Origin of the sequence: Saccharopolyspora rhizosphaerae (assembly GCF_003931915.1) — a bacterium.
GTDB lineage: Bacteria > Actinomycetota > Actinomycetes > Mycobacteriales > Pseudonocardiaceae > Saccharopolyspora > Saccharopolyspora rhizosphaerae.
The window spans coordinates 282,763-303,298 of sequence record NZ_RSAA01000004.1; the positions used below are offsets into that span (position 1 = coordinate 282,763).

22 protein-coding genes and 1 tRNA gene are annotated in these 20,536 nt (G+C 70.5%); 8 read left to right on the forward strand and 15 right to left on the reverse strand.

Annotated features, from left to right (window positions below; genetic code table 11):
* Positions 1 to 78: 78 nt before the first annotated feature.
* Together EIL87_RS04685 and EIL87_RS04690 are read left to right on the forward strand one after the other, a co-directional pair.
* Positions 79 to 663: a DUF3558 domain-containing protein gene (locus tag EIL87_RS04685; RefSeq protein WP_233576022.1), complete on the forward strand. Its 585-nt coding sequence runs from the start codon at positions 79 to 81 to the stop codon at positions 661 to 663.
* Positions 664 to 795: 132 nt separating this feature from the next.
* A tRNA-Arg gene (locus EIL87_RS04690) sits at positions 796 to 869 on the forward strand.
* A 228-nt stretch (positions 870 to 1,097) separates the two neighbouring features.
* On the opposite strand, the gene EIL87_RS04695 is transcribed toward EIL87_RS04690, so the two are convergent.
* Genes EIL87_RS04695 through EIL87_RS04705 form a run of 3 tightly spaced genes read right to left on the reverse strand, consistent with a single transcriptional unit; the run spans position 1,098 to position 2,988 of the window.
* On the reverse strand, positions 1,098 to 1,505 hold the full coding sequence (locus tag EIL87_RS04695; protein ID WP_125088895.1) for an arsenate reductase ArsC: 408 nt from the start codon (positions 1,503 to 1,505) through the stop codon (positions 1,098 to 1,100).
* Between the two features lie 17 nt (positions 1,506 to 1,522).
* On the reverse strand, positions 1,523 to 2,623 hold the full coding sequence (arsB, locus tag EIL87_RS04700) for an ACR3 family arsenite efflux transporter (RefSeq protein WP_125088896.1): 1,101 nt from the start codon (positions 2,621 to 2,623) through the stop codon (positions 1,523 to 1,525).
* On the reverse strand, positions 2,620 to 2,988 hold the full coding sequence (locus EIL87_RS04705; protein WP_125088897.1) for an ArsR/SmtB family transcription factor: 369 nt from the start codon (positions 2,986 to 2,988) through the stop codon (positions 2,620 to 2,622). The genes arsB and EIL87_RS04705 overlap by 4 nt, the downstream gene beginning before the upstream one ends.
* 84 nt (positions 2,989 to 3,072) lie before the next feature.
* Between EIL87_RS04705 and EIL87_RS04710 the strand changes: the two genes are divergently transcribed.
* Complete coding sequence (locus EIL87_RS04710; protein WP_125088898.1) at positions 3,073 to 3,492, forward strand: ArsI/CadI family heavy metal resistance metalloenzyme; 420 nt, start codon at positions 3,073 to 3,075, stop codon at positions 3,490 to 3,492.
* A gap of 120 nt (positions 3,493 to 3,612) precedes the next feature.
* Here EIL87_RS04710 and EIL87_RS04715 read toward each other — a convergent pair whose 3' ends face one another.
* The 4 genes from EIL87_RS04715 to EIL87_RS04730 form a co-directional block, all read right to left on the reverse strand.
* Entirely contained in the window at positions 3,613 to 4,731 is a 1,119-nt protein-coding gene (locus EIL87_RS04715; protein ID WP_233576023.1) for a GtrA domain-containing protein, read from the reverse strand.
* A 287-nt stretch (positions 4,732 to 5,018) separates the two neighbouring features.
* Positions 5,019 to 5,579, reverse strand: coding sequence for a DUF488 domain-containing protein (locus EIL87_RS04720; RefSeq protein ID WP_125088900.1), 561 nt, complete (start codon positions 5,577 to 5,579; stop codon positions 5,019 to 5,021).
* 115 nt (positions 5,580 to 5,694) lie between these two features.
* Positions 5,695 to 6,045 (reverse strand): fluoride efflux transporter CrcB, encoded by a 351-nt coding sequence (crcB, locus tag EIL87_RS04725; protein WP_125088960.1) that lies wholly within the window; start codon positions 6,043 to 6,045, stop codon positions 5,695 to 5,697.
* Positions 6,045 to 6,431: a fluoride efflux transporter FluC gene (locus EIL87_RS04730; RefSeq protein ID WP_325049399.1), complete on the reverse strand. Its 387-nt coding sequence runs from the start codon at positions 6,429 to 6,431 to the stop codon at positions 6,045 to 6,047. Before EIL87_RS04730 ends, crcB begins: the two co-directional genes overlap by 1 nt.
* Before the next feature lie 265 nt (positions 6,432 to 6,696).
* Here EIL87_RS04730 and EIL87_RS04735 point away from each other — a divergent pair, with 265 nt between their 5' ends.
* On the forward strand, positions 6,697 to 7,323 hold the full coding sequence (locus tag EIL87_RS04735; protein WP_125088902.1) for a LysE family translocator: 627 nt from the start codon (positions 6,697 to 6,699) through the stop codon (positions 7,321 to 7,323).
* Between the two features lie 657 nt (positions 7,324 to 7,980).
* Complete coding sequence (locus EIL87_RS04740) at positions 7,981 to 9,003, forward strand: acyl-CoA dehydrogenase family protein (RefSeq protein ID WP_125088903.1); 1,023 nt, start codon at positions 7,981 to 7,983, stop codon at positions 9,001 to 9,003.
* Here EIL87_RS04740 and EIL87_RS04745 read toward each other — a convergent pair.
* Positions 8,978 to 10,576: a FadD3 family acyl-CoA ligase gene (locus EIL87_RS04745; protein WP_125088904.1), complete on the reverse strand. Its 1,599-nt coding sequence runs from the start codon at positions 10,574 to 10,576 to the stop codon at positions 8,978 to 8,980. The genes EIL87_RS04740 and EIL87_RS04745 overlap by 26 nt on opposite strands.
* Before the next feature lie 348 nt (positions 10,577 to 10,924).
* Here EIL87_RS04745 and EIL87_RS26730 point away from each other — a divergent pair, with 348 nt between their 5' ends.
* Complete coding sequence (locus EIL87_RS26730) at positions 10,925 to 11,770, forward strand: MFS transporter (RefSeq protein WP_158628582.1); 846 nt, start codon at positions 10,925 to 10,927, stop codon at positions 11,768 to 11,770.
* Between the two features lie 18 nt (positions 11,771 to 11,788).
* Entirely contained in the window at positions 11,789 to 12,262 is a 474-nt protein-coding gene (locus EIL87_RS04755) for an MFS transporter (RefSeq protein WP_325049402.1), read from the forward strand.
* Positions 12,263 to 12,272: 10 nt separating this feature from the next.
* Here the strand turns inward: EIL87_RS04755 and EIL87_RS26735 are convergent, their stop codons facing one another.
* From EIL87_RS26735 to EIL87_RS04765, 3 genes are all read right to left on the reverse strand, one after another.
* A complete protein-coding gene (locus tag EIL87_RS26735; protein WP_158628584.1) occupies positions 12,273 to 12,449 on the reverse strand; it encodes a hypothetical protein in 177 nt (58 codons plus the stop codon).
* A gap of 239 nt (positions 12,450 to 12,688) precedes the next feature.
* Complete coding sequence (locus EIL87_RS04760; protein ID WP_125088907.1) at positions 12,689 to 13,297, reverse strand: Rv1733c family protein; 609 nt, start codon at positions 13,295 to 13,297, stop codon at positions 12,689 to 12,691.
* A 224-nt stretch (positions 13,298 to 13,521) separates the two neighbouring features.
* Positions 13,522 to 15,129, reverse strand: a complete 1,608-nt coding sequence (locus tag EIL87_RS04765) for a GTPase-associated protein 1-related protein (RefSeq protein WP_125088908.1) — start codon at positions 15,127 to 15,129, stop codon at positions 13,522 to 13,524.
* 124 nt (positions 15,130 to 15,253) lie between these two features.
* Between EIL87_RS04765 and EIL87_RS04770 the strand changes: the two genes are divergently transcribed.
* Entirely contained in the window at positions 15,254 to 15,877 is a 624-nt protein-coding gene (locus EIL87_RS04770) for a maleylpyruvate isomerase N-terminal domain-containing protein (RefSeq protein WP_125088909.1), read from the forward strand.
* A 1-nt stretch (position 15,878) separates the two neighbouring features.
* Here EIL87_RS04770 and EIL87_RS04775 read toward each other — a convergent pair whose 3' ends face one another.
* From EIL87_RS04775 to EIL87_RS04790, 4 genes are all read right to left on the reverse strand, one after another.
* Positions 15,879 to 16,814 carry a heme o synthase gene (locus tag EIL87_RS04775; RefSeq protein WP_125088910.1) on the reverse strand — a complete coding sequence of 312 codons (936 nt, stop codon included), beginning with the start codon at positions 16,812 to 16,814 and terminating at the stop codon, positions 15,879 to 15,881.
* Positions 16,811 to 17,200 carry a DUF3817 domain-containing protein gene (locus tag EIL87_RS04780; RefSeq protein WP_125088911.1) on the reverse strand — a complete coding sequence of 130 codons (390 nt, stop codon included), beginning with the start codon at positions 17,198 to 17,200 and terminating at the stop codon, positions 16,811 to 16,813. The genes EIL87_RS04775 and EIL87_RS04780 overlap by 4 nt, the downstream gene beginning before the upstream one ends.
* A gap of 191 nt (positions 17,201 to 17,391) precedes the next feature.
* Complete coding sequence (locus EIL87_RS04785; RefSeq protein ID WP_125088912.1) at positions 17,392 to 18,444, reverse strand: LLM class flavin-dependent oxidoreductase; 1,053 nt, start codon at positions 18,442 to 18,444, stop codon at positions 17,392 to 17,394.
* Positions 18,445 to 19,169: 725 nt separating this feature from the next.
* Complete coding sequence (locus EIL87_RS04790; RefSeq protein ID WP_125088913.1) at positions 19,170 to 20,474, reverse strand: lysine N(6)-hydroxylase/L-ornithine N(5)-oxygenase family protein; 1,305 nt, start codon at positions 20,472 to 20,474, stop codon at positions 19,170 to 19,172.
* Positions 20,475 to 20,536 lie beyond the last annotated feature (62 nt).

A 20,536-nucleotide genomic window follows, 5' to 3' on the forward strand; every position in this document is an offset into this window, starting at 1 on the left:
GCCGCTGTCCGCGCCTCACCGGTCAGGATGGCGCCCCTGGGCGTGGTCTCGCGCACTCCTCGCCGCTACGGTGACCCCGTGCCGAACGTCCGTCCCCGCCGACCACGGGTGCTCGCGCTGTGCGTTCTGCTCGGCGGCTCGGCGCTCGCCGCTTGCGCGAGCGACGTGGCGGGCACACCTGTCCCAGCCGCAGGCTTCATGGAGCACCCGGAGACGACGCAGACCCGCTCGGCGATCGCGACCCCGCCACGCATCCCGGACCCGCGCGGCGAGGTCGATCCGTGCACCCTGCTCTCCCCCGCCGACCTCGCCCCGGTCGGCGGTGCAGCAGGCCCGCCGCACCCGGGCAGCCCGGTCCCGGGCGCGTGCGCGCACCTGCTCGGCGGTCACCCGGACAACACGGCCGCGGCCGGCTTCCACGAACCCTTCCCGGTGCTCGCGCAGCGTCAGCCGAGGGGCGTCGAAGTGGACGTGCACGGCTACTCCAGCTGGCTGTACTGCGAATCCGTCACGGGCTACCAGACGTGCACCGCGGCGACCGCCATCAGATCGGACAGATCGTTGCTGACGATGCTCTCGCTCAAGGACGCCTCAGCAGCGGACACCGCTGATCGGCTCTTCGGCCTGACCAGCGCGGCGCTGCGGAAACTGCCCCCCGGGTAGCCCGCTTGCCGGTTGTCGAAAAGCTTGCCGTTGTGTACCGGCTCAGCAACGTTGCCGCGTCGTTCGCACATGCGATGCGGCCGACCGCTACCCTCCTTGCTGCACAACGTCGGGCAAACCGCCCACCGAACGGCCCCCATAGCTCAGCCGGATAGAGCAAAGGACTTCTAATCCTTAGGTCGCAGGTTCGAGTCCTGCTGGGGGCGCTCGAGCCCACCGGGACGAGCGGGTGCTGATCCGCGGAAGATCACCCTCCGCTCACACCGGGTCCGCTTGCGGACCGAGCTCGTGCCACGCTTCGGACGCCGAGCCTCCAGCGGACGTGCGTGAGCCGTGCAGACTCCCGGGGCGAAGCTGTCCCCACCACTCCAGCAGCAGGGACCGGGTTGCACGTGATCATCCGCCGGCCGCCGGCTTCCGAGACCCACTCGGAGTCAGGCGCTGGGGACGAGTTCGGCCACGAGGTCTCGGACTCGCCGGTCGATGTCGTCGCGGATCTCGCGGACCGCGTCGACGCCTTGTCCGGCGGGGTCGGTGAGCTCCCAGTCGAGGTAGCGCTTGCCCGGGAAGACGGGACAGGCGTCGCCGCAGCCCATGGTGATGACCACGTCGGCGGCTTGGACGGCGTCGGTGGTGAGCTTCTTGGGGAACTCCTGCGACAGGTCGAGGTCGAGTTCGTGCATGACCTCGACCACGGCGGGGTTGATCGTGGCGGCTGGTGCGGATCCGGCGGAGCGGACAGCGATCTTGCCCCGGGCGTGGTGGTGCAGCAGCGCGGCGGCCATCTGGGACCGGCCGGCGTTGTGCACGCAGACGAACAGGACCTCGGGGGTGGTGGACACGACGGCTCCTCGGTTCTTCAACGGTGAGGCGCCGGTCCGGACGTGGTCGCCTTCGGGGACGGGGACGAGGCGAACCGGCCTCGGGCGGCGAGTGAGACGTAGACGAGCGCGACCAGCACGGGCACCTCGATCAGCGGGCCGACGACTCCGGCCAGGGCCTGACCGCTGGTGACGCCGAAGGTCGCGATCGCCACCGCGATGGCCAGCTCGAAGTTGTTGCCCGCGGCGGTGAACGACAGCGTCGCGGAACGCTCGTAGTTCAGGCCGATGGCCTTGCCCAGCGCGAACGAGCCAGCCCACATCACCGCGAAGTAGACCAGCAGCGGCAGCGCGATGCGCGCGACGTCCAGCGGGCTCGATGTGATCGCCTCCCCTTGCAGCGCGAAGAGGATCACGGTGGTGAACAGCAGGCCGTGGAGCGCGACCGGGCCGATCTTGGGCAGGAACCGCGCCTCGTACCACTCGCGACCCTTCGCGCGCTCACCGAACCGGCGGGTGAGGTATCCGGCCAGCAGCGGGACGCCGAGGAAGATCAGCACGTTCTTGGCGATCTCCCACGCCGGAACCTCCAGCCCGGCCACCGGCAGGCCCAGCCATCCCGGCAGCACCGAGAGGAAGAACCAGCCGAGCCCGGCGAAGGCGACGACCTGGAACACCGAGTTGAGCGCGACCAGCACGGCGGCGGCTTCGCGGTCCCCGCAGGCGAGGTCGTTCCAGATGATGACCATCGCGATGCAGCGCGCCAAGCCGACGATGATCAACCCGGTCCGGTACTCGGGCAGGTCCGGGAGGAACACCCAGGCCAGCACGAACATCAGCGCCGGGCCGAGCACCCAGTTGAGCAGGATCGAGGAGACCATCAGCCGCTTGTCGCCGGTGACGGCGTCGAGCCGGTCGTAGCGGACCTTGGCCAGCACCGGGTACATCATCACCAGCAGGCCGAGCGCGATGGGCAGCGAGACGCCGCCGACCTGCACGGCGTCCAGCGCGGAGCCCAGCCCGGGGATCCAGCGGCCGGCCAGGAGCCCGACGACCATCGCGGCTCCGATCCACACCGGCAACAGCCGGTCCAACGCGGACAGCTTCGCCACGACGGCGTTGTCCTGCGCCTGCGTCATGCCGTCTCCGCCACGTCCAGAGCGGGGGCCAGCGAGTCCGACAGCAGGCGCAGGGTGTCCGGCCGGACGCGGTAGTAGATCCAGGTCCCGCGCCGCTCGCCCTCGATCACCCCGGCTTCGCGCAGCACCTTGAGGTGGTGCGAGATCGTCGGCCCCGACAGCTCGAACGCCCCGGTCAGGTCACACACGCAGGCCTCCCCACCGGCGTGCGAGGCGATCAGGGACAGCAGCCGCAGCCGCACCGGCTCACCGATCGCCTTGAACACCCGCGCGAGCGTCCCAGCCTGCTCAGCATCGAGCGGCTCACGCACCACCGGCGAGCAGCACAGCACCTCGTCACCCACTGACGGCCCTTGTTTCGACACACCTCTACCTTGACAGCCATCGAATCTAGGGCGCAAGCTTCGTGTGTCCATCTGATTCGATGGACATCGAATCAAGGAGTTGAGATGTCACGCATGCAACTGGCTCTGCGGGTGGGCGACCTGGAGGGCTCGATCGCGTTCTACTCGAAGCTCTTCGGCGCCGAACCGGCCAAGCTCCGGCCCGGTTACGCCAACTTCGCCATCGCCGAACCGCCGCTCAAGCTCGTGCTCGTCGAAGGCGAACCCGGGCAGGACACCGCCATCGACCACCTGGGCGTCGAGGTCGAAAGCACCGAGCAGGTCGGCAACGCCACCGACCGGCTCAAGGCGCTCGGGCTGTTCACCGAGGTCGAGGAGGACACCACCTGCTGCTACGCCCGCCAGGACAAGGTCTGGGTCCACGGCCCCGGCCGGGAACCCTGGGAGGTCTACGTGGTCAAGGCCGACTCCCAGACCTTCGGAGCCTCACCGACCGAGGAAGGTGCCACGCCCTGCTGCCGCTGAATGAGGCCGTCAGCGCACAGCTCACCGCCGCCCGCGGCCCGGCCAGCGCTCCGCGGGCGGCGACCTGCGGAAGGCACCCACTTGTGGCAGGCACGTTCTCGGACCACGTTCACGGCCCAGTCAGGGAGCGTGATGCCCCACGTCGAACTCCCCTCGGGCTTCTCGCTGTTCTCGCCGAGTCTGGGTCGCGTGCAGAGCTTGGCGGCGTTCGCGTTCGCGGTAGCTGAACGCTGCCTCGCGGACCGAGTTCTCGCTCTCGAATCCTGACCCGACCGCACCGGCAACAGTGGCTGCCGCGGTGACCAGCAGCACGACGACAGCATAGTCGCCAAACCCGAGGCCGGGCCCGACGTACTCACCGAGCACCTCAGGAGTCACGACGACGAAGGCTGCGATCAGGTTGACGACGTAGAGCGCCCCGTACATGCACGCCACTCCGATGGCCAGTGTCAGCACTGTGGAAGAGTTGAACAACATCGCCTCTTCGCGTTCGTTCGCGGGTCGCTCCGTGGTTTGCTCCCAGAGCCGGTGATAGACGATGAGCCAACCAACCATGACTGCCACCGAGCCGAGCACCGCGGCCAAGAGCTGGGGCAACTCCATCGTGCTGGCGAGCCGCCAAACCGTGGTGTTGATCAAGTAGAACGCGCTGAAAGCGAACGCCCCCACCAGCGGTCCGGTCAACCCGAACACCAGTCGCCACGGGCGATTGTCCCGAACCATGCCGATCAACAACCTCAGCACGCCTCGCGAGGCCAACACCCGCACATCGACATCGCGATGCTCGGGCGTGACCCACTGGAAGCGGTTGAACAGCCAGGGAAGTCGGCGACGCCGGTGCTTCTCGGTCCCCTTCGAGCCAGCGTCCCGACCGAACATGTCCGTGATGAGCTGGCTGACCAAGCCTCGCACCCGGCGGTGCAACGCCATGCCTCCGAGTGCCGGTAGCGACACCACCAACACCCTGCGCTCGAGACTCACATCGGCCACGATGGGCTGTTGACCACTCCGCAGCGGGTAGTCCGTTATGCAGGCAGCGAGATTCCACCCGTGCTGTCGCATACGCTTGCCGACGACGTCCATCATCTCGGTACGGCGGTCGTCACTGGGTGGCAACTGCTCGCAGTGCACTTCCACGTGCCACACCCGATCGTCTTCCAGCCGTTCGGACAGCAGTCTAGGCAGTTCCTGAGCGAGGTGCTCAGCAATCTCCGCAGGCGCGGCTACCGGATCGGCCACCACTCCCACAGTGACCGTCCGATTCGAACCACTTCTCACATCTTCCCGCAACACCATCACGGCACTCCTCACGCTTGACAAGGCTCCACGGGTACCCCCGGGGACGCGGGCCCAATGGTCGCTACCTGCGTTCTCCTGCGGTGGCCGCCTGCCGCTGCGCGCGAGTCAGGGTGTTGCTGCCAACCTTGCTGCACGCCACCCCGACCAAGCGGCTCGTGGCCGGCGGCGAGACCGCTACGAGATCTAGCCGCTCAGGTGGATTCCAGCCACACGCCGTCCGCAGGGGATCAGTCGGTCCCGCCCGGCGGGTAGGTGACCGTGCGGTCTTCTCCGATGGAGGGCTGGGCCCCCCACTTGCCGAGTTCGTGGGGGCGGGGCTCCTGGCTTGCGATGAGGTGCCAGACCGTCCACCCGAGGGCGACCAAGTTGTTGGCGATCAGCAAGCGGTGGCAGCGCCAGGGCATCGGCTCGCCGCACATGGCGACCGCGCGTTGGTCCGCAGCCAGGTTCCGCAGTCGGTCGAGGCCGTGCCGGTACGGCTCGGTGAGCGTGTAGTCCGCGTAGTTCTTGAAGCTGTCGTGCTGCCAGCCCGCGTTCAGCTGCGGGTCGACGTCCTGCCGCTTGCGCCGTCCGCTGAGCTCGGGGACGTGCAGGTAGTCGATGCCGACTTCTCCGAGCCACTGCGTCATCTCGTCCGCGTCGAACTGCGGGCTGCGCCGGGATCCCGGGAGCGAGCGCACGTCCACCAGGAGCTCGATGTCGTGCTCCAGCAGCGGGTGGAGGAACTCCTCCTTCGGACAAGTCCAGTGCCCGATGGTCCACAGCTCCCACCGGTCGTCGGTGCTCATGACCGCGCACCGTCCTGAGGCGTGGGCTGCACCGGACCCCCTCGCTCGTCGGCAGTGGGCACTCCCCGGTGTAGGCGCCGCTGCGGGACCCGTCAAGCGCAGTTCGGCCCGAAGGTCAGAACGACTGGGCGAGCAGCAGACCGCAGTACGCCGCGGACACACCAGCGAGGACGCTGACCAGGACGTTCGCCGCGGCCAGCAGGTGCGATCGCTCCCGCGCGAGCCGCCAGGTCTCGTAGCTGAAGGTCGAGTAGGTGGTCAGCGCGCCGCAGAACCCGGTTCCGGCCACGGCGAACACGGCCGGTGCGGTCGGCAGCGCCACCAGGAACCCGAGCACCAGCGAGCCCGCGACGTTGACGGTGAGCGTCCCCCACGGGAACACCGAACCGTGCCGGGACTGCACGGCCCGATCGACCAGGTAGCGCAACGGCGCACCGACCGCGGCTCCGAGGGCGACCCACAGCATCACGCGGGCTTCACCGCCCGGACCAACCGCCGCGTCAGCGCGGAACCGGCGAGGACGCCGGCCATCGCCGCGAGCACGGTCAACGCCAGGTAGGCGAAGGCCAGGTGCGGCCTGCCCACCGCGATCGCCTGCTGGAGGTCGACCACGTGGGTGGAGAAGGTGGTGCACCCGCCGAGCACCCCCACCCCGAGGAAGGGGCGGAGTAGTCGCTGCCCTGTCCAGACCTCGCTGATCAGCGCCATGAGAACGCCCATGGCCAGGCAGCCGGTGGCGTTGACGCCCAGCGTCGCCCACGGCATCTCGCCGGGCTGGTGCGGGAAGGCCTTCCCCACGCCGTAGCGGGCCAGCGCGCCCACCACGCCACCGCACGAGATCACTGCCAGCACTGCCGCCGGGTGATCGCGACAATCGCGTCGTGCGGCGTGGGGGCGGGGTTCCGTCGGCATGCGCACTCCTACCAGGGTTCGTCACTGGTAGGGACCGTTGGCAGCCGGTCTGCGGTTCTCCCGCCAACACGGCGGGACGGCGGGCCCCACCGCCGACCGAAGCATAGGCGACTCGCTCACCCTCCCACCGGCGCTCGTGAGAGGGCTCACCGCGGACCGTGGTGCAATGCCACCGCCCCCCCGTTCCGAGCACCGTGGAGAGCACATGACCAGCGCAGCGCTGTCGGGGTTCACCGTCGTCGCGGTCCTCGCCGTGATCACCCCGGGCCTGGACACGATGCTCGCCCTGCGCCACGCCGTCCTCTCCGGCCGCCGGGCGGGACTCAAGGCGGTCCTCGGGATCAACGCCGGCTGCCTCCTCTGGGGAACGGCCAGCACCGCCGGGCTGACGGCACTGCTGACCGCGTCCGAGCTGGCCTACAACGTCGTCCGCGTCCTCGGCGCCGCGTACCTGATCTGGCTCGGCGCGACCGCGCTGTGGAAGACCTTCCCCCGCGGCAAGACGCCCGCTGCCGCTCCGGAGGACGATGCCCCGGCCGGGCGTTCCGCCTTCACCGCAGGACTGATGACCAACCTCCTCAACCCCAAGGTCGGCGTCTTCTACATGAGCCTGCTGCCCCAGTTCCTCCCCACCGGCCCGACCGCGTCGGCCTGGGGCGCTCTGCTGGTGTCCATCCACGTGGCCGCTGGTCTGCTGTGGCCGCCGAGCCTGGTGTGGGCCGCGGGACGGGCCCGGGCCTTCTTCCAACGCGAACGAGTCCGCCGCTGGATGGACCGTGTCACGGCGACAGTGCTGGTCGGCCTCGGCGTCAAGCTCGCCGTCGAGGTCTGAGCCGCCCGGCCGTCGAACCGGGCCTGCTCGAACGGAAGGTGGGTTCCGAAAGACGGCCGTGCGGATCCACCGGCCCGACGACATCAACAGCGAACTGCACGGCTCTCGGCCACACCTCGCACACGGTGGTCCGGCTGAGCCAGGCGTCACGGGCTGGTCGCGCTCGGACCTGCTGCAGGAGCGCCCCTGAGGAGATCCCGTGCTGCTGAGGCGCCGGCTCACCGCGTTTCGTGCTGCTACCAGCGATGTTCGATCGACAGTCCCAGTTGTCCTCCACCTCAGACCTTTTCGATGCGTTCGGGCCGCTTCGGGTGTGATCCTTGCATCGGCGTGAGCCCACCAGATCGTTGCAGCCAAGCGACATCCCCCCTTGCGCAGCCGAGTCGGCCACCTCCTCGAACCACATGTCCACACAGGACGAACGTCGTAGTTCCTCGCCGGGAGGAGTTGACAGCTCGCGCGTGGAGGGTTCCTCGAACCTCGCCCACAGGCAGTGGACGTCCACTGCCGCCGGGAGAACGGGCGCCGTTCGTGAACGACCCTCGCGGACACCTCCGCGCGGCGGGTTGAACCGCGGGGCGCCCTGGTCACTGCAGGTCAAACACTGTTGATCATGCCCCGTCGTGCTGGTTCTCGGGGTTGGGGGAAACTGGGGTGATGAGTCAGGAGTCGCCCGCGTTGCAGGAGGCTCGGCGGATCGCCGAGGACGTGCTCTTCCCCGCCGCGCTGGAGGTCGACGCCGCGGAGCGGGTCCCGGCAGGCCACCTGGACCTGCTCGCCGAGCACGGCTTCTACGGCCTCGCGGCACCGCAGGACATGGCCACGCTCGAGGTGGGCGACCTGCCGTCGGTGCTGCGGCTCATCGAGGTCCTCGCCAGCGGGTGCCTGACCACGACGTTCGTGTGGATCCAGCACCACGGCGTGCTCGCCGCTGCCGAGAGCACCAAGAACCGCAACCTGCGCGAGCGGTACCTCGCCGACCTGGTCTCGGGCAAGCGCCGAGGCGGGATCGCGCTGGGATCGGCTCTGCAGCCCGGGCCGCCGCCGCTGCGCGCCGAACCGGTCGTCGGCGGCTACCTGCTGGAGGGCGTCGCGCCCTGGTTCACCGGCTGGGGGATGGTCGATTCGCTGCTGGTCGCCGGACGCACCCCCGACGAGGCGCTGGTCTTCGCGATGCTCGACGTCGCGGAGAACGACACGCTGCACGCCGATCCGCTCGACCTGATGGCCGTGCGGGCCAGCGGCACCGTGACGCTGCGGTTCAACCGGCACTTCGTGCCGCGCGACCGGATCGCCTCCACCGTCCCGCATTCCGAGTACCTGCAAGGCGATTCCGGCTCGGTGCGGTTCAACGGCGCGCTCGCCCTCGGCGTGGTGGGGAGGGCGATCTCGTTGCTCGGCGATGACGCGGGCGGGCTGCCCGAGGAGCTCGACACGACGCGGTCGAGGCTGGTCGCGGCCGGCCCGGAGGAGCTGCCCGAGGTGCGGGCGCAGGCCTCCGAGCTCGCGATGCGCGCGGCCTCGGCTGCCGCGGTGCACCACGGCAGCCGCTCGGTGCTCCCCGGCAACCACGCGCAGCGGCTGGTCCGGGAAGCCACGTTCCTGCTGCTGTTCGGCTCGAGGCCGTCGATCAAGTCCGCGTTGCTGGAACGGCTCACCGCTCCGCGAGGACCCGCTTGAGCACCTTCCCCGAGGCGTTGCGCGGGAGTTCACCGACGAACTCCACCGAGCGCGGCAGCTTGAAGTTGGCCAGCCGCTGCTTGCAGAACGCCAGGACCGCCTCCTCCGTCAAGGAGTCGTCCCCGACCACGTAGGCCTTGCCGACCTCACCGAGCCGTTCGTCCGGCACCCCGATGACCGCGACGTCCCGCACCCCGTCGAGGTAGGCCAGCGCCTGCTCCACCTCGGCGGGGTAGACGTTGAAACCGCCGCAGACGTACATGTCCTTGAGGCGGTCGGTGATGCGCAGGTAACCGCGGTCGTCCAGCACGCCGATGTCACCGGTGTGCAGGCGGCCGTCGCGGTCGAGGGCGTGCGCGGTCGCGTCCGGGTCGTCGAGGTAGCCGCGCATCACGTTCGGGCCGCGCAGCACGACTTCTCCCGCCTGACCCGGCGGCATCTCGTGGCCGTCCGCGTCGACGACGACGACCTCGAAACCGGCGGTCGCCCGGCCGCAGGTGTGGGCGACGGTCTCGGCGTCGTCCCCGGGACGGCACATGGTGGCCACGACCGCCTCGGTGAGACCGTAAGCGGTGAGCACGGTGTCGAAGCCCAGGTCGGAGCGCATGCGCTCGACCAGCGCGACCGGGACGGTGGCCGCACCGGTGACCGCCAACCGCAGGCCCGGCAGCTCCCGCCCACCGCGCTCGGGGGCGTGCAGCAGGGTCTGGAAGATCGTGGGCGCGGCCGCCAGGATCGAGATCCGCTCGGTGTCGATGACGTCCAGCGTCGAGGCCGCGTCGAAGATCGCGCGCGGGACCATCGTGGTCCCGGTCAGCAGGGACACGAGGATCCCGGCCTTGTAGCCGAAGCTGTGAGAGAAGGGGTTGACCAGCAGGTACCGGTCGCCCTTGCGCACGTCGCCGCACTCCGCCCACGCCGCGGCGACGCCGAGCGCTTGCCGGTGCAGGGACATCACGCCCTTGGCGCGACCGGTGGTGCCGGAGGTGAACAGCACGTCGGCGAGGTCGTCGGCGCCGATGGCGTCGGCGCGGCGCTCGACCTCGTCCTCGGGCACCTTCGCGGCGAGCGCAGCGATCTCGTCCCAGTCGTGCACGCCAGGCCCGGCCGGCGGAGCGGCGCCCAGGGGAACGCGCAGGACGGCGCGCAGCTCCGGCAGTCCGGCGACGACTTCACCCGGTCCGTCCCCGGCCGCCTCGTGGACGTCCGCCAACCGGTCCACGCCCAAGAACTCGTCGGCGACCACGAAGGCGCGGGCTTTGCTGCGGTGCAGGAGTTCGGCGGACTCCACGCCGGTGAAGCGCGTGTTGATCGGCACCAGCGTCGCTCCGGCGTAGGAGGCGCCGAGCGCCGCCAGCACCCAGTGGTGGGTGTTCGGCGAGTTCAGCGCCACCCGGTCACCGGGCCGGACTCCGACGGCGACGAACATCCGCGCCAGTTCCCGCACCCGCTCGGCGAGCTGCCCGAAGGTCAGCCGGACCGGGCCGTCCACCAGCGCTTCGACCTCGCCGAAGCGTTGCGCCGCACCTCGGACCGCAGCCGGAATCGACTCCACGACTTGCGCAGGGGCCATCTCGTCCTCCCGGGTGTGACACCGACGTCGCGAACCCGGGCGGAAGCCTACCCAAGCAAGCACCCGCTTGGTAGCCCTCGTCGCCGGGCGGCTCCGGCAGCCCAGCGACCACCGCCGCGGAGGGGACGCCGCGATCGGCCCAGTCGAGACGGCCGTCCGGCGGAGGTCGAGCACGAGCCGATCACGAACCGACGCCGGGACGACTCGGAACTTCCCCCTCCGCATCGCCTGTGGCACGATCCACCGCGCAGTGCCCGGACATGGCGGTCGGGCATCCCTCGCAGTCGGGTGAAGCGGGAGGACCACTGCCCGCACGTTCTTCCACGCCCGGACGCGTCGAGGAGTGACGTGAGCAGCGCCGCCATCGGTTCTGAGCAGCTACCGCCCACCGAACGCCGAGAACTCCGCCGCGTCGTGACCTCCTCCGTGGTCGGCACGGCCCTGGAGTGGTACGACTTCTTCATCTACGGCTTCGCCGTCACGCTGGTGTTCAACAAGCTGTTCTTCCCCACCGGCGACCCGGCGGTCGGCACCATCGCGGGTTTCGCCACCTTCGGCGTCGGTTTCGCCATCCGACCGCTGGGTGGCTTCCTGTTCGGACACCTCGGGGACCGGGTCGGCCGACGCGCCACGCTCGTGCTGACCACGCTGGTCATGGGCGTCTCGACCGGTCTGATCGGTCTGCTGCCGACCTACGCCACGATCGGCGTGTGGGCTCCGGTCCTGCTCACGCTGCTGCGGGTGTGCCAGGGCCTGGGCGCGGGCGCGGAGTTCGGCGGCGCCTCGACGCTGTTGTGCGAGCACGCGCCGCCGAACCGGCGCGGCTACCTCAGCTCCTACGCCCAGACCGGCGTGCAGATCGGCCTGCTGCTGGGCACGCTCACGTTCCTGCTGGTGGAGAGCCTGGGCACCGAAGCCGTGCAGGCCTGGGCCTGGCGGGTGCCGTTCCTGCTGAGCTTCGTGATGATCGCGGTCTCGCTCTACGTCCGGCTGCGGGTCGTCGAATCCCCGGTGTTCGAGCGCATGTCGGCCGACCGCCGCACCATCAAGTTGCCGGTGTCCGAAGCGATGCGCCGCTACCCGCGCAACTTCCTGATCGGCATCGGCGCGCACATCTGCGACACCGCCGTGGTCTACATCTACGCGACCTTCAGCGTCGCCTACGTGCAGGAGGCGCTGGGACTGCCGCGCTAGGTCGGGCTGACCGGCGTCATCGCCTCGACCTTCGTGGTGATCGTGCTGCAACCGGTTTACGGCGCGTTGTCGGACCGCGTCGGCCGCAAACCGCTGAACCTGTTCAGCGTGATCTTCACCGGCCTGTTCGCGTTCCCGTTCTTCGCCCTGCTCGACACCGCACAACCTGCGCTGATCTGGGTGGCGCTGGTGGTCGCGGCCGGACTGGGCCTGGCGCCGATGATCGCGGTGCAGCCGGCGTTCTACGCCGAGCTGTTCGGCGCCCGCGTGCGCTACACCGGGTTCGCCTCGTCCCGCGAGATCGGTGCCGCGCTGGGCGGGTTCTCCCCGCTGGTGGCGTCGGCGCTGGTCATCCAAGGCGGCGGGACCGGTTGGCCGGTGGCGGTGTGGATGATCGTCACCGCGCTGGTCTCGCTGGTGGCGTTCGCGCAGTCCCGCGAGACCCGGAGCATGGACATCACGGCCCCGGACACCGCCTACACGCAGCGATGAGGCCGTCCCGTCAGCTCGCGACCGCGGTGGACTCCTCGCCGTCCTCGGCCGCCTCGGTCAGCTCGTCCAGGAACGAGGGCGACGGGGAGAACTGCCACGTGGTGTCGGCCGGGTCGCACAGCTCGTTGGCGAGTTCCTCGTAGATCGGCACGCTTTCGGTGGTCTCGGGCGACTGCTTCTCCCCCATTGCCGCATCCCCTCATCATCGTCAGCGGGCGAGCTCCTCGTCCGTGCGATGACGTGCCCGCCTCGGCACCGACGGGCCCGTCAAAGGTGTCACCCCTCTGTGGAGATCCACGCCGGTACCCAAACACAGCGGCGGGACCCGTTGACAAGTTCGGCGGCAACAATTAACCCGTGTGGGTGAAGATCGCCTACGCCGACGTCGCTGCTCGATAACAGTGCTGCCACGAGGGCTCAAGCTCGTCAGCGCTGCGACCAGGTCCCGCCCTGCTGCAGGTGCTCCCACTCGCGGGCCCAGGCGTTCATGGCGATCCGGCGCGCGCCCACCTGCACCGCGCCGATCAGCGTGACGCTACCGATCTCCAAGACCACCAGCAGCAACAGGGCGGCGAACACCGCCGAGGCGGTCACCGAGCGGGTGTCGGGCGGCGGCGGGACGCGGTGGCCCTGCTGGTCCACCCACACCTCGACGCGGTCGCCGACCTTCGCCGACGAGGGCACCTGCACGCGTGCGCTCTGCCCGTGCAGGCCGTGGCGCCACTCCACGACAGCCGTCGAGCTGACCGCGTCCTGGCTGTAGACCTCGGAGGCGGGGATGCTCAACGACGGCGGCTCGGCCACCACCGCGCTCACCGGCCGGCTGCTCGCCACCGCCTGCTCGGCGCGCTCGGAGAGGTCCCGGTGCACGGACCCCGCGAACATGCCGGACACCGGCACGGCGATCATCGCGGCCATGAGCAGCAGCAGCGTGAGCCCGGCTGCGAGCCGATCTATCGGCCTGCGCAACGGGTTCCGACTGAAGCTCAGCGCGTTGACCAGCCAAGCCGCATGCGCCCTCAGCGCCGCCCCCATCTGCGAACCTCCCGTGGACTCCCTCGGCCCGGACACCCGCGGTGGGATCGCGGTCGCCCTGAGCTATGACTACCCACAGGAGTATCCCGCTCGAAACATCGATCGTTATGGCACCGTGACCAGGCATACACCACAGGTGCGCCGAATGTCTGAAGTTCACCCGGGATCTCACACGTTCGGAGGCCACCGCGCGCCTGGCCCGGGGGCCTCGAACGCACGGGCGCTCAGCGGCGCCGGCGCCACCTCGGGCGGGCCTTGGCCGGCTCGGCCGGCGTGGTGACGATCTCCTGGAGCCACTCGTGCCACGCGGCCGCGAGGTCGGGGGCGCAACCGCGCAGCAGCTTGCTGATCCGCCGGTGGTCGGCCCGACGCCCCCCGCGCACCCAGCGCTCCAACTCCCGGTCGTAGGCGGAACGCGCGTCCGCGGTCGCGGTGTCGGACCAGGCGAGCACGAACGCCAGCGCGACGGCGCGGTCCCGCCCGGTCTCCTCGGCCTGCGCGTCGTTCCAGACGGCGGGCAGTGCGCGCAGCAGCAGTCCCTGCAGCGCTTGCCCCGCGGCGAAGATCGCGTGCGCGGCCGCGCGCGGGTCGACGGCCAGCAGCGCGGTGAGCGCTTCGGGCAACCGCGCCCGCAGCACCCGCTCGGAGACGCCCTCCAGCGACTCGACGGCGGCGCCGCGCCCCAACGCGGCCCGCCAGGAGCGGACCCGGGCGTCCTCGGCCCACAGCTCGCGCTGCTCGCCGCTGAGGTGGTGGCCGAGCGTCCGCAGCAGGTCGAGGTGCCGGCCGGTGACCTTGGACCGGCCGAGCACGGCGAACGCGCGGTGCGCGATCGGCTCGGTGACGGCGGTGGCCGGCAGCGCGCCGATCAGCCGGTGCAGTTCCTCGACGGTGGGCGTCGCCGCGCCGAACAGCGCGTCCAGGACGGCTTCGGGCGCGTCGGGCAGGTCGGGGTCGCGCAGCCGCTCGGCGAAGCGGTCGACGACCTCGCGGCGGCTGTCGCCCTGGGCCCGCACAGCGGCCGAGATGACCGCGGCGTCCACGGGCTCGAAGGGATCGGTGGCGAGGTGGCTCAGCAACGGCCACCAGTGCTCGGTGATCGCGGCGAGCACGAGGTCGGAGTGCTGGAGCCGCTCGACGAGCGTGCTCCGCAGCAGGGCGAGCAGCTCGTCGGCGCAGGGCCACAGGGTCGGGTCGAGGTCGGCCTCGGGGTGCGAGGCCCACCAGCTCACGAAGCGCTCGGCGGCGAACCGGTTCGCCGGTAACTCCACGCCGAACCGGGTGGCGGTGCGCAGCAACAGGTCCACCCGCGGCGGGTCGACCTCGGCGGCGGCCTCGGCCAGCATCGACCGGGCCTCCTCGGCCTCGTCCTCGCCCCACGGGTGCGGCGGCAGCGGGGTCGCCGAGGGCGCTTGCTCACCGCCGACGACGTCGTCGACCTCGCAGCGCAGCAAGGCCATGCGAGCCCGGCCGGCGTGCTCGGCGGCCAGTTCGGCGAGCACCTCGCGCGGCGGCTCGGCGGCGAGCACGGCCGAGAGCACGGGTCCGCGGACATCGGCGGGTGCGCAGCGCAACCAGGCGGCCACCAGCGCGCAGTCCTCCGCCGCCAGCGACTCGCCGAGCACGATCACACCCGCGGCCAGGCGGTCGGCTGGACCCGCGTGCTGCTCGCCCCGGGCACGGGCGAACTCGTCGGCCAGCTCGATGGAGTCGACGACCTCCACCGAATCCGGGCTGAGGACGCGCGGCACCCAGCGGCGGGCCGCTGGTGCGGCCTCGGGCGGTTCGTCGGTACTCGGCGGTTCCGGCTCGACCGGAATCCCTCCGCTCATCCTCGCTCCCGTTCCGCTGACGATCACCACCGGGACCCGGCAAGATTATCCGTGCCGTCCGACATCGCGCGGGTGAACGGGTACCACGGGCAGGAAGAGCGGAGCCCGCACCGGGAGGAGCAGCATGATCATCGACGCCCTGGAGCAGACGTGGCAGGAGTGGGCGCGGCTCGGCGCGGAGCTGAGCGAGCAGGAGTGGGCGCGTCCGACCCGGCTGCCGAGCTGGACCGTCAAGGACGTCTACACCCACGTCAGCCCGTTCCCGTCGGCGACCAGGGCCGGCATCGAGGCCCCCTCGCCCGACGCTCCGGTCAGCCACGACGACGCCGCCGCCCTCTTGGCGTTCATGCAGCAGCCCGGCGGGCTCGCCGACCAGACCGCGGAGCTGCTCAAGGAGTCCGCGACCAGCCGCTCGCAGGCGGCGCCCACGGAGGAGCTGGTCGAGCAGTTCGGCACCGTCGGGCCGCAGGCCATCGCCGAGCTCCGGGTGGCGGACCTGGAGCGCACGGTGCACTACGGCGGGTTCGCGGTGGTGCCCGCGCGCGAGGCGCTGCGGATCTTCGTGCTCGAAGGCGTGGTGCACTACTTCGACATCTGCGACGCGCTGCAGCGCGAGATGCCGGGGCCGATGGCCGGGAGGGCGCTGAAGGTGACCGTCGACCTGCTCGCCGAGACCGCCGACCCGGTCGCCTTCATCGACGCGGCGACCGGGCGCAGCGACGCGGCGGTGCTGCCCGTGATGCGTTGAGTCAGCCGACCACCGGGGTGAGCGCGGCGTCCACCGCGATCGCCACGAACACCAGCGTCAGGTACGAGTTCGACAGGTGGAACAGCTTCATCGGGTGCAGCGCGAGGCCCTTGCGGGCGTTGTTGTGCAGGCGCTGGGCGACGACCAGCAGGACCACGCCCGACACACCGGCCAGCGCGATGTAGACCCAGCTGGTGACCGGGAACAGCAGCAGCGTGCAGCCGACGGTGGCCCAGCTGTAGGCGAGGATGCGCGCCGAGACCTGCTTGGTGGTGGCCACCACCGGCAGCATCGGCACGCCCGCGCGGGCGTAGTCGTCCTTGTACTTCATCGCCAGCGACCAGAAGTGCGGCGGCGTCCACAGGAAGACCACGCCGAACATCACGATCGCCGGCCACTCGACCTTGCCGGTCACGGCGGCCCAGCCGACCACGACGGGCATGCAGCCCGCAGCACCGCCCCAGACGATGTTCTGCGAGGTGCGGCGCTTGAGCACCAGCGTGTAGACGAAGACGTAGAACAGGATCGCGGAGGTGGCCAGCGAGGCGGCCAGCAGGTTCGCCCCGAGCCACAGCACGAGGAACGACAGCACGCCCAGCGCGATGCCGAAGATCAGCGCGCCGCGGCGCGGCACCTCGTAGCGCACCAGCGGGCGCTTCTTGGTGCGGTCCATCACGGCGTCGATGTCGGAGTCCGCGACGCAGTTGAGCGCGTTGGCGCTGCCGGCCGACATGGCGCCGCCGAGCAGCGTCACGATCACCAGCCACGGGGAGGGGATGCCCCGTTCGGCGAGGAACATGGCGGGGATGGTGGTGACCAGCAGCAGCTCGATGACGCGCGGCTTGGTCAGCGCGAAGTAGGCGCCGATCACCGTGCGTCGGCGCGGCTTGCTCGCCGCGGGCTGCGGTTGGTCCACGGACTCGGGAATGGCGGTCATGAGGCGGTTGTTTCCTCCGCGTTCTGCGGCTGCACGATCGGCTTGCCCGCCATCCGCAGCTCGTGCCAGTGCACGACCTTGCGCTCGGCGAAGAACGCGCCGAACGGGATGGTCCCGGCGAGCAGCACCAGCAGCATCCGCCCCATCGGGACGCGCAGCTGCGTCGTGGCCACCACCGCGACGAGCAGGTACACCATGTAGAGCCAGCCGTGCGCGATACCGATCGTGGTCACCCACGTCGTGCCGGTCTGCTGCGTCGCCGAACCTTCGGACCACAGGCCGAGGAAGTGGCCGTACTTGAGCACCATGGCGGCGCACAACAGGATCAGCAGCACGGCAGTGACGTACGCCATGATCCGGTAGAAGATCAGCACACCAGGCTTCACGCCAATCCCTCAATCCCGCGTCGTGCCCACACACCGGGGACCTACAACACCGGTGTCAATAGACCGTACGACACGCTCACCTCGCACTCGTCCGCGACCTCGGCCTAGAGTGGCGAGCCACACTCCGTGACGCGAAAAGCGCAGCACTCACCCAGGTGAGCGACTGCGGCCCGCGACCTCAACCGGGCGGATCAGACCATCCGGTAGGACTTCGCGATCAGCTCGAAGGACCGCAACTTGGTCGCCGCGTCCGGGACGTTCGCGGTGAGCATGAGCTCGTCGACGCCCGTGCGCTCGCGCAGCACCTCCAGACCCGCGCGGACCGCGTCCGGAGGTCCGTAGACCGCGTCGGCCAGCCAGTGGTCGATGAAGGCCTGGTCGAGCTCCGTGTACGGGTACTCGCGCGCCTGCTGGCGGGTGGGCTGCTTGCCGGGCATGCCCTGGCGCAGCTTGAGCATGCTCAGCGCGATCGGCCGGACGATGTCGAGCGCTTCCTCGTCGGTGTCGGCGGCCACCGCCTGCACACCGATCATCGAGTACGGCTCGTCGAGCACCTCGGAGGGCTGGAAGGACTCGCGGTAGAGCTCCAGCGCCGGCAGCGTGTTCTGCGCGCTGAAGTGGTGGGCGAAGGCGAACGGCAGCCCCAGCCCCCCGGCCAGCTGCGCGCTGAACCCGCTGGAGCCCAGCAGCCACACCGGCGGCACCGAGCCGCTCGGGACGGACTGGATCTCCGCGTAGGGGTGGTCCAGCGGGAAGTCGTCGTCGAGGAACGCGATCAGCTCACCCAGCTGCTGCGGGAAGTCCTCCGCCGACAGCGGACCCTCGGTCCGCCGCAGCGCCCGCGCGGTCGCCTGGTCTGTCCCGGGCGCACGCCCGACGCCGAGGTCGATCCGTCCGGGGTGCAGCGCCTGCAGGGTGCCGAACTGCTCGGCGACCACGAGCGGCGCGTGGTTGGGCAGCATCACACCACCGGAACCGAGCCGGAGCGTCCGCGTGTGCGCAGCCAGGTGCGCGAGCACCACGGCAGGCGACGAGCTGGCGATGCCGGGCATGCCGTGGTGCTCGGCCACCCACATCCGGTGGTACCCGAGATCCTCGACCCGCCGGGCCAGCTCGGTGGTCGCCGCCAGGGCGTCGGACGCCGAGTCCTCCACCCCCACGGTGGCCAGGTCGAGCACTGACAACGGCACCGAGGCCTCACCTCGCGCCGCCCCACGAACCTGCTCACTCACCTGCGCGCTCATCGCCCTGTCCAACCCGCATCCCCACGCCCTTGTTCCCACCCTCCACCACACCGGGGACGCACCCCACCCGCGTTCCCACGCTCCGGACACACGGCAGCGCGTCCCCACCCTCCGGACCCACTGGGCGCGTCCTGTCCCTCCTGACGCACTGCGGCACCCACCTCTCGCAGCTTCCACTCCCAGGCCATTGGGCACGCACCTCTCGCGCGACATGCCCCTCACCCGAGGCTCAGGCCCCCCACGAGGAGGGACACCCTCCCCCCCACGAGCGTCCGGCCACCCCAAGGCGCACCCGTTCCTCCAGTGCAGAGCTCCCGGGTGAGGAGGGTCCCAAGTTCTCGCGAAGTCGACTCGTGAAGTCCGGGGTCGAAGTTCGCGCGAAGTTCGGGAGGCGGGCCACGCCCCTCTGCGCCTCGGGTCATCCGCGGGAAGAGAACGGACTGGCGAGTGGCTTGGACCCGATCTGGTTCCCGCCCTCCCGGCACGCCGGGGTGCGCAGGTCTCGCGCGACATGCCCCTCGCCCACGGCTGAAACCCGCGCACCAGGACGGAAACCAGATCACCTCAACGAGCGGTGGTCACCCGCGGCGCGCCACGTTTCGCCAGATCGGAGCTCCGCCCCGGGTGGGAGGATTCGAAGTTCTCGCGAAGTTCGACTCTCGACGTCCGGGGTCGAAGTTCGCGCGAAGTTCGGGAGGCGGGCCACGCCCCTCCGGTGCGGCGGGTCAGCTGCGGGAGAGGGCGTAGCCGCGGGTGGGGGCTTTGCGGCGGGCGAGGAGGGAGTCGCGGATCTCGCCCGCGCGGACCGCGCCGTTGGACAGCAGCGACGAGGTGATGCCGTGCGTGTGCTCGGTGCCGCCCTGCAGGTAGATCGCGCCGGGCAGCTCCTCCGTGGTGCGCACCCGGTAGTCGCGCTCGACCTGCAGGGTCCCCTGCTCGTCCCACGCGCAGTACCGCGCCAGCTCGCCGAGCAGCGCGTACGGGTCGCGCGGGCGGCAGCCCGTGGCGTAGACGAGCAGGTCGGCGTCGAGGACGCTGCGCTCGCCAGTGGGCTCGAACTCGACGGTGACCTCCGCCCCGGCCGGACGGGTCTCGACGTCGACGAGCCGGGTCGCGTTGAGGATCCGCAGCCGCTCGTGGCCCCGCACCTTCTCCTGGTAGGAGCGGGCGTAGAGCTCCTCGATCAGCTCCAGGTCGACCACCGAGTAGTTGGTGTTGCGGTGGTACTCCATGAGCTTGCCGCGGACCTCGGGCGAGGAGGCGTAGAAGTCGTCCACGGCCCGCGGGTCGAAGATCCGGTTGGCGAAGGGGCTGTCGTCGGCCGGGCTGTAGCCGTAGCGCCCGAACACCGCGCACACCTCGGCGTCGGCGAAGGTGCGGTGCAGGTAGTCGGTGACCTCGGCGGCCGACTGGCCCGCGCCGACGACGACGCAGCGCTTCGGCGCCTCGGTCAGCTCGGGGATCCGGTGCATCAGGTCGAGGTTGTGCCACACCCGCTCACCGAGCTCGGCGTCCTCCGGCAGCGAGGCTTCCAGCCCCACGGCCAGGACGACGTTGCGCGCCTTGTGCACGGCGAGCCGACCGCCGTGCCGCACGACGACCTCGAAGTGCCCCTCGACCGGCTGGACCTCCACGACCTCGGAGTCGTAGCGCACCACGTCGGCGAGCCGGCCGGCCGCCCACTCCAGGTAGTCGTGGTACTCGACCCGGGTGGGGAACATCGTCTTGTGGTTGATGAAGTCGGTCAGCCGGTCCTTGTCGTGCAGGTAGGACAGGAACGAGAAGTCGCTGGCCGGGTTGCGCGTGGTGACGAGGTCCTTGAGGAAGGACACCTGCATCGTGGTGCCGTCGATCAGCATTCCCCGGTGCCAACCGAACGACGCCTGGCGTTCGAAGAAGATGGCGTCCACCGGGTCGTCCGCACCGTTCCGGTTGTGCTCCTCGAGCGCGATCGCCAGCGCCAGGTTGGAAGGCCCGAAACCGATCCCCAGCACGTCGTGGACTTTCTCTTGGTTCAGCGCCGCAGACACGTCGTCCCCTCGGTTCGCCGGAGCCCGACTCGCGAGCAGGTGAAGGTACCGGCGGGACCGTG